Raw genomic sequence first — 12,266 nt, 5'->3', positions numbered from 1 at the left:
GACATTTACGATCTTTGTAATGATATAGAAAGAGTGTTTTTGGGATAATTTATATGCTTAAAGTTACGCCAAAATAAATAGTGGTCGTTAATGATGGGATATAACTTTAGAGTCGGTAGTTTTTATAGAGTAAGAGCCAATAGCACTAGAATTTTACAAAATCTCATGGGAGATCAAAAAAGGCTTATTAGATGATGTTGGATAAATGCGGCACATACATAAATTTGGTTTGTCTCTTATTTTTGATTGCTTTTTCATCTTGTGTAGATGAAACAGTCATTAATAAAAGTACAAAAAGTTCTTATCTGTCGATCAGTGGACTCGGACTAAGTGGTACTCACCCGGGTACTGCAGAGGATTATTATGTAAGTTCTTTTCGTGTCCTGGCTTTTGACCATGTGACAAATTTATGTATATCCAATGTCCTGTACTCTGCAGGACAGTTAGTGAATAACACGGTAGAACATCCTATTGATCCGGGAACTTATCGTTTTGTATTTTTGGCAAATGAACCGACGGAGTCTTTGATTTCATCTGCTTTGGATGCGATTACTTCATATAGCAACTTAGACAATATTGCTTATCCGGCAAATGCTTTTGCCTCGAATAAGAATATTCCTATGATGCAGGAAATCGAATATGTTAAGGTTTTGACCAAAGGGGCAGGAGCGGAATTGAGTGGTGGTACGATAGTCTCCGAATTGAAACTGAAGTTGAACAGAATGGGAGTTCGTGTTGACGTGTTACTGAAGGCAGCTGATGATTTTGAAACAGAATTTAAAGGCGTTACATTCAGTAATATACCTGATAAGGTCGCTCTGACAGATAATTATACAGGTACTATTGAACGAAGTGTGACCCGCCAATTGCTAAGGACTTCCGATGCAAGTTATTTTTCAGATACGACGATTGCCGGTGTTACATGGGCTAAGAAAATTTCTCGTATCATTTTACCTGCCAATGAGCCAGCTTCTTCAACCGATGAGTCGAAAGCTGTTATTTTCACATTGAATATGGAAACGAGGTATAACCCGTCATGTAGATTGGCTATTAGTTCGGAACCGGATGCAAATTATAGTTTGCCGAAAAATACGAAATTGGATTTTACTGGAACTATAAAGGATTTTTTACTGGTGAATATCATAGCGTCTGACTGGAATTATGATTGGATCGGTTGGGAGATACCAGGGAATAGAATATTGAATGTTTCGGATACAAAGGTGAATATTACTGATTTTAACGGGGCACGAATTTCGTTTAAATCGAATATGCCGTATGTATTCGTGGATGAAAAAGTCGTGGATCGGAGTACCGGTGCTGAATTACAAACCAGCCAGGTCTTTAATGTCTTGTCTTACAGGTCTGATAATAGTAATTTGAATAAAAATGAAAGATTCAATTATAATCCTGCGACGGGAGATGGTTATATGGATATTTTACTGGACCAACCCAATGTGGCGGGAACAAAGACCTATACACTCACATTGGTAGGTACGGATGATTATTGGAGTAAAACAAATCTTATAAAAAAGACGATTGATGTCACTGTAAATCAAAATGGAGTGCGCTTTGACTTCGGATCAAAGGCTGAAGGCTATGATTCTTATATAGGTGCTTTTTTCAGAAATAGTGAAAAAGGTGAAAGAGTAATCAGTGGAAACAGATGGGGGGTGGCGGATGCCTGGACGGCAGAAGTGGATGAAGCAAACGGGGGCCGGGATTTTATAGTATTAAGTACAACTCCCAGTTTTGACCCTTATATAGGAACTGACAATCCTGGTGATCCGGAAAAATATCCGGTTACACCTAATCAATATCAGGGGGAAAGTGGTACCTCCGTGAAAGGGAGAGGACGTATTTATTTCCGGATTGGCATGGCAGAAACAAGAGCCGAAGGAAGTGCTCCGAGATATGGGGTAGTGAATGTCACTTATGCTCATGGTAATGCTACTTATACAGCCCAATTATATATTCGCCAGGGTGAAGAGCCTGATTATCTGATGAGAGGCGGGGGACAGTCCGGAACTTCCAGTTACGGAGCTAAATTCTCTCCGTATAATTTGACGGTGAGTACTTTTAAAAATACCCCGAATACGACTTTGAAGTATTATGAGATGAATTATAGTAATCTTGCTACTGAAGTCGATTTTGTAAAATATCCGACTCAGGCCGGAGCTCATTTTCAATGGGGATTACCGATAGCTAATGCAGTTATGGGACGTCGTGCATATCATCCGACTAATAAGAATCTGGGTAGTGTTTCCCCCTGGAGTGTCACAGGTTGGCCAGGGAATCAATATTTTATCCAGTTGTCGGCTTTCTCTTACTGGAGAGCAACGTCGGGTGTGAAATATGAGGAGTATTATGAAGTATGTCCTCCCGGGTATTACCGCCCGACAGACGGTCCGTTGGATCGAAGGGCAGTAAATAGTACGGATGCTCAGGTTTATATGTCGGATTGGAGAATGTCTTTGTTCACGTCTCCCATGAAAGGTGATGCGTCATGGAACACAGTAAATCAACCATTTGAATCGGCTAATAAGCCGGTACTGTATACTCCTGGTGTTCTTGCAGAACTCTTATACGGATGTTATGCGGATGGCTTTTTTGACAGGCGTCCTGTTATGGAGAGGAATATGGTTGTGGGAGATAGCAGAGACCCGTCCACAGGTAGTGCACCTGCCGGATCGTCTAAAAAATATAAAGGGGTTAGTTTGGATAATACGGAAGCTGCTTATCTCGGTACATTGTTTTTCAATGCAAGTACCAAAGCTTCTTTGTTCTTGCCGTCGGCAGGGAGAAGATGGTATCTGGATGGCAGCTTGGAATATGCTGGTGAAACCGGATATTATTGGGCCTCTTCTGTTGCTCCGGGGTGGACGGATACATCCACTGGAGTACAGAATGGTAATCCTTATGGTAATATGTGGAATTTTGAATTCAATTATGATGCGACAAAACCCATATCTACCAGTCATTTGTTTGGGAATACAATTCGGTGTGTAAAAAAATGAAGAGAAAGTTGATATATAATATAATTAGGTTAAGCTGTTTTTTCATACTCATGTTTATGTCGGCTTGTAACCATGAGGTGCTTATCTCGGATCTGCCAGGTCCTGATGAGCCCTCTGATGGCAAGGTGAGAATTGAAATTTTTAATCGTGCTGACTCTCATAATCTTCCTACGACTAGAGCGGCGGATGAATGGAGTGTCGGAATGCAGCCCTGGGTACTGGTTTTCAGAGGAAATGACAACAATGCCACTTTTGTAGAGGCTGTGCAGGCTTTTGAAATGATCGGGACAGGGAAGAGGTATGTCTTGTTGACAGAACAAACCGATGGTGCCAGTTATCAGATATTGATATTGGCTAATTCAAAGCAGAAATATTACTACGGTTCACAAGTGTATAATTTTGTGGATTTTCCCGCTGGTCTGGCTGTCGGGGATAAATTATCGGTTGTCTGTAATAATCTGAAGACTGACCTCTTTACTCCTTCGGATGGAAAATATATGCCGTATGACAATGGGGAAACGATTCCAATGAGTTATTTGCTGCAAGGCTTGACGAATATAGATAATACAACCAAAATAGCGAATTCGGATGATACTCCGTTGCGAATGACGCGTGTGGTAGGGCATGTTCTTATTTTTAACGAGGCTGGTAATTTTAAATTCAAAGGAATAACATCGGTCGGTAATGTCCCTCGGCAGGGGCAGTTGCACAATTTGAGTACAAACATAATGAGTAGTGTAACCAATCTGACGGAGTATAGAAAGGATGCTTCTTATTCGTCCAATCTGATCGATGCGGCAGGAGAGAATACAAATGGGAAGCCGGTTTATTTTTATGAAACGAATTCAAGAGAGAATGATACATATATGATTATTCAGGGAGAATACGAAGGAAAAGATTATTACTATAAGATGTCGATGATTAATATGTATGACCAATTTAATCCGAAAAATCTGTTACGTAATTATGCCTATATATTTCAGATTAAGCAAGTATCAGGGGCGGGGTATGAAACGATTGCTGATGCTAAGCTATCTGGTGCGTCTAATGTGAACCTGAAAACCGAGTTGCTGGTGGATGACAGTGATACACATGAAATAGTGGCTAATGATTCTTACTACCTTGGAGTGAGTAATTCTGTTTTTATAGCTTATACCAGTAGTGCAGTTGAATATAATATATTCGATTTTATAACTAACTGTACAATAAATTTCTCTAACTCCAAAACAATAAGCGGCAATATCTCGTCGGCTCTGTTTAGGTTAACCTCGCCAAGTGATGGAATAATACCTATTGTAGAATCTACCAATCCACGAAAAACGACAGCGAAGGCTTCTATTTCAAATGGACTGGCAGATCAGGCTCATGTTACGCTTAATTTAGGCAATCTGGAGAAAGTCGTAGAAATAAAACAAAGAAGTGCGGTCCCTTCAGGTGGGGAAGTACTTGGATATATACCTTCTGGGGAGAGTTATTCGGGTAGAACAATAAACTATTATTGTCTTTCAGCTTCTCTCGATGATGCGACGTCCACTAAAAATTGGATCAAATTGCGTCCTTCATCTATGGTGTCGCGTAATGATACTACCAATATAACGGTGGACGATGGAAAGATATTTGTAGAGGTGGAACCCAATTCCTCCGGTACGGCAAGAAGGGGAGTGGTAAATCTTACGACAATAAGTAGTTCTTCTTCAACAGGAAGTTTTACACAACGTATAAAAATAGATATTGCTCAATTGGGTAATTAGTAAATAAAAAGTCATATAGATGAAAAAAGTATTTATACTGATATTATTGATGCTCGGTTATTTTGTTCCCGGGAGTAAAGCGCAGAAGGTTGCGGTCAAGAGTAATCTGTTGTACGATCTGACAACAACCATGAATCTTGGCCTGGAAATAGGGCTGGCTCCTAAATGGACGTTGGATGTTCCGGTCAATTATAATCCCTGGAAACCGGATAACGGCAGACGTTTACGTCATTGGGGAATACAACCGGAAGTGCGTTATTGGTTCTGTGAGCGTTTCAACCGGACATTTGTCGGATTACATGCACATTATGCAGACTTTAATGTTGGAAATCTTCCGGGACTATTTAGTGATAACATGCAGAAAAACCGGTATCAGGGACATTTATATGGTGGAGGATTGTCGATCGGCCATTCCTGGATATTGAAAAAACGTTGGAGTATTGAAGCTTCTGTCGGATTGGGATATGCACGTATCGAATATGAGAAATATCCTTGTGCGGAGTGCGGTTCCAAACTGAAAGATACGGGACGAAATTATTTCGGACCGACAAAAGCGAGTATATCATTTATTTATCTGATTAAATAATAAAATGAGAATGAGAAGAAATATACAATTCATCATATGCGTAATGGCTGTTTTATACCTGGGCTGTTTTCCGGTAATGGGACAATCGCGTTCTTATGAAGGGGCTATAACTGTGAATCCGGTACAACTGGAACAAGTTGGCGATTCTCTTTATATCCATATGGAGATCGTGTTGGACGGTGTGAAAGTGAAATCTACCCGTGGTGTAGATTTTATTCCGCAACTGACTTCTACAGAAAAGATGTATAGTTTACCGAAAGTCACAATGAAAGGAAAGGATGAATATCGTGTGTATGAACGTACCCTCTCCCTGATGAGCGCCAGAGAGAAAGCTGTGTATGAAAAACCTTATCTGGTTGAACGTCTAAATAAGCGGACCGACAAAACGATTCAGTACCGGTATGCTTTGCTTTATGAGCCGTGGATGGCAGATGCTCATCTGGACGTGAAACGGGATGAATGCGGTTGCGGAGAAACATTATTAATGAATGTGGAGCCGGTTGCCGATAAGGTTGCATTGGAGCATATACCGGAACCTTATGTCGTTGTGCCTCACATGGCTTTTATCAAACCTGTGGTGGAAGATATCAAACGTCGTGACATACAAGTGGAAAGTTTTCTGGATTTCGAGGTGAATAAAACGAATATTCGTCCCGAATATATGAACAATCCGCAGGAACTGGCAAAGATCCGTTCAATGATCGATGAATTGAAATCCGATCCGAGTATCGAAGTAAAAGGGTTGGATATTATCGGTTATGCTTCTCCGGAAGGTTCTTTGGCGAACAATAAACGTTTATCGGAAGGGCGTGCTATGGCTTTACGCGATTATCTGCTATCCCGGTATGATTTTTCACAAGATCAGTATCGTACTGTTTTTGGTGGTGAAAACTGGGAGGGCCTTGTGAAAGTACTTGATGCCGGAGATATGGAATATAAGAATGAGATATTGGCTATTATCGATACTTATTCGATAGATACCGAGCGAAAGGCGAAGTTAAAACAGTTTCGCGGAGGTGTACCTTATCAGTATTTACTGAAAAATATTTATCCGGGTTTGCGTGTTGCCGTTTGTAAAGTTAATTATAACGTGAAGAACTTCGATGTGAATGAAGCGAAAGAGGTGATCAAAAGACGTCCGCAGAATCTGAGCCTGAATGAAATGTTCATGGTGGCGAATAGTTATCCGGTCGGTTCCCGAGAATTTGTAGAAGTTTTTGAAATTGCGGTAAGGATGTATCCGGAGAATGATGTAGCAAATATAAATGCGGCAGCAGCGGCTCTTTCTCAGGGAAATCTGGTAGCGGCAGAGCGTTATCTGAATCGGTTGACGGTAAAAAATGTTCAGTCGGAATACGATAATGCGATGGGTGTATTGGCACTGTTGAAAGAGGAGTATGATACGGCAGAGAATTATTTGAACACTGCTGCCCGTTCGGGATTGGAAGCGGCTAAAAATAATTTGAAAGAATTGGAAAAGAAAAGAATCAATATAGTTGAGATAGAGAATAAAATGAGATAAATAAATGAGTAAAAATTACTAATTAAATTTGAGTAAAATGAAGAAGAAAAATCTATTTATGATGGCATGCGCAGCATTACTGTTTGCAGCATGTAGTGAAAGTTTGCCGGATGGCGGCGGAGATGGCGGTGGTGTCGACAATACAGATGGAGAAGCCTGGGTGTCCCTTAATGTCCGAACAGGAGGAACGACCAAATCCTTGAATACTCCCACCAATACTGAAAATGGTACTGAAAATGAGACAAAGGTGAATGAAATGATGGTTGTATTCTTTGATAACCATGTGGATACTCCTACTCCTGATCCGAGCGTGGTAGATGTAAAGCTATGGGGGTCTAGTGATCCGGAAATAAATACACCTGGACAAGGCGGTGGAACTGCGACAAGTGCATTCAAGGTAAAAAAGACAGCGAAAGCTTTTATGGTTGTATTAAATCCGTCCACAGAATTTAAAACTGCGGCAACTTTAACAAATGCTAAGTTATCTACCGTAAACGCAGCGATTGTAAATACTGATGTGACTTCTGTGATTGGTGCTGGCACAAATAACTTTATGATGACAAATGCCAAAGGAAAGCTGGAACCAACAAAGATTACAGACACTGGTGGCACTGTTGATGTAGAAGATATAGACTTGGTAACCTATCCAACTGCGGGGGAAGCGGAAAGTAAACCGCAACAACTGACTGTCGATCGTGTCGCTGCGAAAGTACGTTTGTTCGCAGATGCTAATTATACAGGAAACAGTATCGATGTTGCTACTGTTGGATGGGCTTTGAATGTAACGAATAAAAAATATTTCCCGATGTCTGAAAGATCCAAGACGTGGATGGAAACACCAGCAGCTGGTGGTCGTGGTACTTGTATATCTCCATATGATATATGGAAGTTCGGATCTTACAGGAAAGATCCGAATTTTGAGGGTCAGAAGACGAGTATGCCTAATATCGGTGCATCTCCTTATACGGATAATTACGAATTCTATACTCAGGCTGATGCCACCGCAACAGGTAAGTGGTCAGCTGCAACAGCCGGTCCTTCCACAGGTCCTAATGCCTCTAAGATACCGGCATTGTATTGTTTGGAAAATACTCAGGAAGAAGCTGATAATTATCAAGCCTATACTACACATGTATTGCTGAAAGCTACAATCGCACCTACCGGATTAAAACTTCCGAACGATGGGGGTGTCTATAATGGAACAACTAACAGTGATGCTGATGTCGATGATTCAGGAAAGATTATATCCGGAAATGATTGGATTAAGGTCGGTTCCGGTTATTATTCCTATGGCTTGCTTATAAAATATATTGAGGCTGAATTGGTTTCAAAATATAAAAGTGATGATTCTGATAACTTTCCTACTTCGTTGACTACTACATTCAATACTTACCTTACTTATTTGAAAGGAAAATCTGTTGTAGATGTGGATGCGGTTGCTCTTCTAACGAAAGAAGCTTTTACAACTAAATATGGCTCTAGCGACAGTCAAATAGAGGCAGGAGCTAAGGAACTTGCAGAATCATTTAAGCAAGCTGGAGTTAGTACTCACGGTGCTGATATCTATGGCTCTGTTTCTTATTATAAGGGAGGAGATTCCTATTATACTATCATGATCAAACATGATAATGATGAGGATAATACAAACAACAAGCTTGGAGAATTTGGGGTAGTACGTAATTCGGTATATGATATTACTATTAATTCGATTAAGAACCCTGGATATCCGACTATTCCTCCTCCAGATACAGACAAGAAGGATGAGGAAGAAGAAGCCTTCCTCTCTATAGAGATCAATATTAATCCTTGGACCTGGTATAAGCAGGGAGTAGATTTATAATTTTGAATGGACGATCTGATTTTTTATAAGAAGTTGTGGGAGAAACCCTCCCACAACTTCAATTTTAACAAATAAGTTTCCGGAGACTTAAAAACTTTGGGATTTTTATTTTGACGGAACGAAATGTTCTGTCCACTAAATTGGAAATAACGAGAAAAGAGAAATATCTTTTCCTCTCTATATAGAATAACTAGAAAAGAAAGAATATGAAGCTAAAAAGCCTATTACGTCACATTACCATATGGGTTATCCTTATCGGCTCTTTGATGACCTCGTGTGACAGCTTTAATGAGGATCTGCCGGAATGCCGTCTGCTTGTTAAGTTCAAGTATGACTATAATATGGAATTTGCGGATGCTTTTCATGCACAGGTCGATAAAGTAGAGCTTTATGTCTTTGATAAAGATGGAAAATTCCTGTTCAAACAAGTAGAAGAAGGAACAGCCTTGTCGACAGGCGATTATCTGATGCCGGTGGTACTTCCGGTCGGGCAATATCAGTTTATGGCATGGGGAGGGGCGCATGAATCCTATGATATCTCTTCATTGGAGAAAGGTGTCTCTTCTATTTCTGATTTGAAGTTGCTCCTGAAGCGTGAAGAATCCCTTATCATCGATAAAGAGGTGGAACCCTTGTGGTATGGAGAAATTATAAACGTTGATTTTACCGGGACAACCCATCAGACAGAGGTGATCAATCTGATAAAAGATACCAACAAAGTCCGGTTTGTCTTCCAGGGTAGTAATGAAGACTCCTGGGGGGTGAATGTAAATGCTTATGATTATGAGATCATAGAATCTAACGGATATTTGGGATACAATAATTCCTTGCTGGATGATGATGTTCTCAGTTACCGGCCATATCATATAGAGCAAAAGAATTTTGCAGCGGCAACAGTCGAGCTGAATACGATGCGTTTTTTAGAAGATCGTAATGCTCGCTTTGTGGTAACAGAAAAAGCGACTGGGAAAAAAGTATTTAATATCAATCTGACCGATTTTCTGATAATGACAAAGATTGAAGGTCATAATATGACTCCGCAAGAGTATCTGGACCGGGAGAGTGAATACAAGATCATCTTTTTCTTTTCAGATAATGACCCGTGGCTTGCATTGCGAATTAGTATAAACGGTTGGACTTGGTATTTTCAGAATGAAGGCGGACTATAAACAGGTGCAATATTTGGAATGTGTATCATTTTTTTTCCAGTAGTGCAGTTTGTGAGGAATAGGTAATGGCATTGCATTGATTGTTTCGGAAAATGAAACTCGAATCTCGTTAGTTGTTTACATAGTGGCCGGGGAAGAGCCCCAGATGCGTTATAAGAACCGTAAATGTGAGGATAATTTATTGAAAAGCAGCATCTTTGTATAAAATAAATGACGGGAAAATACATTCCCCGTCATCATAAATTCGACATAAAATACTGACCTGTAAATCAGGTAAGTTTAATATTAATACTAGTGTGGGTTCCAGGGGGCAGTGATGTTCTCTGGAATTATTTTTTATGCTATAAACCTGATTACTTTACTGCACCTTCTCGTTCAACTCAGCTCCGGCCTTAAATTTAATAGCTTTGCGAGCTGGAATTGTAATGGTCTGTTTGGTAGCTGGGTTAACACCTTTACGTTCACCTCTTTCGCTGATAGAGAAAGAACCGAAACCTAAAAGAGAAACTTTGCCTCCGGCTTTCATTTCATCGGATACTGTTTCAATAAAAGCATCAACTGCCTTCTTTGCATCTGTCTTGCTCAATCCTGATTTTTCAGCAACAGATGTAATAAATTCTGTTTTGTTCATGATGGTTTGATAATTAATATGTTAAACAATTCTGTGATAGCCTAAAAGTCGGTCCAAATGTAGTTTTTATTTAATATTCTGCAAAGAAAAACATTGTTTTTTTTATTGATTTACTATGTTTTAGTACTATTTGAAGAAAAAACAATCAAAATATATTTACCTTTGCCGCAAATTGATATGTATATGATGAATCAAAATGGCTCCGGGTTCTTGAATAGTATACCGCCCGTTACAAAAAACCTTATCATTATCAACCTGCTTTTCTGGGTAGCCAGTCTGGTTTTACCGAAAGTAGGGATAGATTTGGTGCAACTATTGGGATTGCACTTCCCGGGTGTGAAAGATTTTTACCCGTTTCAGTTTGTTACTTATATGTTCATGCACGATACACATTCCTTTGCTCATGTCTTTTTTAACATGTTCGGGGTGTATATGTTTGGACGTGTACTTGAAAATGTATGGGGACCGAAACGTTTCCTTACCTTTTATCTGGTGACAGGTATCGGTGCCGGTATCATACAGGAACTGGTATGGGCATATTCCCTTCAGTCTTTTGCGAGTGCCAACGGGTTGTCGCTTTTCCAATTGGTCCGGATGGATCCGTCGCTGAATATGATGATCACGATAGGTGCTTCGGGTTCCGTGTTCGGTATCCTGCTGGCGTTTGCCATGCTGTTTCCGAATGTTCCTTTGTTCCTGATGTTTATCCCGATCCCAATTAAAGCTAAATATTTTGTTGTGTTTTATGGTTTGGCTGAACTATTTATGGGTGTTTCCAGTTTTGGTGGAGATACAGTCGCACACTTTGCCCATCTAGGGGGGATGTTGTTCGGCTACTTTATGGTTCGCTACTGGAAAAAGAAAGATGCAGGCAATGGAAAGTATTTTTACTAATCTGAAGAATACATTCCGGACAGGGAATATACTGGCTAAGCTTATATATATTAATGTAGGGCTTTTTATCCTGATCCGGTTGCTGGGAGTGATATTTCTGCTTTTTAATGTTCCCGGCATACCTTTTTTACAATATTTACAGATGCCTTCATCGCCGGAACTTCTGATGTACCGGCCCTGGACGGTTATCACTTATATGTTTACCCATTTCGACTTCCTGCATATTCTTTTTAATATGCTTTGGTTGTATTGGTTCGGTGGACTGTTCCTTACATTCTTCAGCGAACGTCAGTTGGGGGGATTGTATCTGTTAGGCGGTATTGCAGGTGCAGTTCTGTTTATGCTTGCTTATAATATCTTCCCGTATTTTCAGACGGTAGCTTCTTCCAGCTATCTGATGGGAGCATCGGCTTCGGTGATGGCAATTGTTTTTGCGGTATCGTTCTACAGGAAAGATCTGGAAATTAATTTGTTCCTGATCGGACGAATCAAATTGATCTATCTGGCATTGTTCACTTTTGTGATCGATCTGCTGGCTATTACCTCTGATAATGCCGGCGGACATATTGCACATATAGGAGGCGCCTTGTTCGGTATCTGGTTTGCCATGCAGATCAAAAAAGGAAAAGATCTGACTGCTCCGATGAACCGCGTGCTCGACTGGGTAGCGAATCTGGGGAAAAGAAAGCCTAAAATGAAGGTGACCTATAAACGTGCAGAAACCGATTATGAGTATAATGCCCGTAAACAACGGGAGTCGGCTGATATAGATGCTATTCTGGATAAACTAAAACGTTCCGGATACGAAAGCCTTTCGGCTGATGAAAAAAGACAATTATTTGACGCGAGTAAAAAATGA

Annotated in this window: 9 protein-coding genes; 8 read left to right on the top strand and 1 reads right to left on the bottom strand. The window is 40.2% G+C overall.

From position 1 onward, the window contains the following. Positions 1–191: 191 nt before the first annotated feature. The 6 genes from DWX23_RS04910 to DWX23_RS04885 all read left to right on the top strand — a co-directional run bounded on the left by DWX23_RS04910 (position 192) and on the right by DWX23_RS04885 (position 9,882). The gene (locus DWX23_RS04910; RefSeq protein ID WP_122373645.1) at positions 192–3,014 is read left to right on the top strand and encodes a FimB/Mfa2 family fimbrial subunit; all 2,823 of its coding nucleotides are present in this window, start codon (positions 192–194) and stop codon (positions 3,012–3,014) included. 56 nt (positions 3,015–3,070) lie between these two features. Then, positions 3,071–4,765, top strand: a complete 1,695-nt coding sequence (locus DWX23_RS04905) for a DUF4906 domain-containing protein (protein WP_233587504.1) — start codon at positions 3,071–3,073, stop codon at positions 4,763–4,765. 19 nt (positions 4,766–4,784) lie between these two features. Further along, positions 4,785–5,351: a DUF3575 domain-containing protein gene (locus DWX23_RS04900; RefSeq protein WP_122356419.1), complete on the top strand. Its 567-nt coding sequence runs from the start codon at positions 4,785–4,787 to the stop codon at positions 5,349–5,351. Positions 5,352–5,361: 10 nt separating this feature from the next. Further along, positions 5,362–6,873 carry a DUF3868 domain-containing protein gene (locus DWX23_RS04895; RefSeq protein WP_122373643.1) on the top strand — a complete coding sequence of 504 codons (1,512 nt, stop codon included), beginning with the start codon at positions 5,362–5,364 and terminating at the stop codon, positions 6,871–6,873. Between the two features lie 37 nt (positions 6,874–6,910). After that, entirely contained in the window at positions 6,911–8,713 is a 1,803-nt protein-coding gene (locus DWX23_RS04890) for an Mfa1 family fimbria major subunit (protein ID WP_122373642.1), read from the top strand. Positions 8,714–8,919: 206 nt separating this feature from the next. Continuing rightward, the gene (locus DWX23_RS04885; protein ID WP_122356413.1) at positions 8,920–9,882 is read left to right on the top strand and encodes a FimB/Mfa2 family fimbrial subunit; all 963 of its coding nucleotides are present in this window, start codon (positions 8,920–8,922) and stop codon (positions 9,880–9,882) included. A gap of 358 nt (positions 9,883–10,240) precedes the next feature. On the opposite strand, the gene DWX23_RS04880 is transcribed toward DWX23_RS04885, so the two are convergent. Next, a complete protein-coding gene (locus tag DWX23_RS04880; protein ID WP_122356411.1) occupies positions 10,241–10,513 on the bottom strand; it encodes an HU family DNA-binding protein in 273 nt (90 codons plus the stop codon). A gap of 183 nt (positions 10,514–10,696) precedes the next feature. Here DWX23_RS04880 and DWX23_RS04875 point away from each other — a divergent pair, with 183 nt between their 5' ends. Then, entirely contained in the window at positions 10,697–11,407 is a 711-nt protein-coding gene (locus DWX23_RS04875) for a rhomboid family intramembrane serine protease (protein WP_122356518.1), read from the top strand. Next, a complete protein-coding gene (locus tag DWX23_RS04870; protein WP_122356409.1) occupies positions 11,388–12,266 on the top strand; it encodes a rhomboid family intramembrane serine protease in 879 nt (292 codons plus the stop codon). The genes DWX23_RS04875 and DWX23_RS04870 overlap by 20 nt, the downstream gene beginning before the upstream one ends.

The organism is Parabacteroides sp. AF18-52 (assembly GCF_003479145.1).
GTDB lineage: Bacteria > Bacteroidota > Bacteroidia > Bacteroidales > Tannerellaceae > Parabacteroides > Parabacteroides faecis.
The sequence above is the reverse complement of the archived record's forward strand: the minus strand, read 5'-3'. Positions and strand labels throughout refer to the sequence as shown.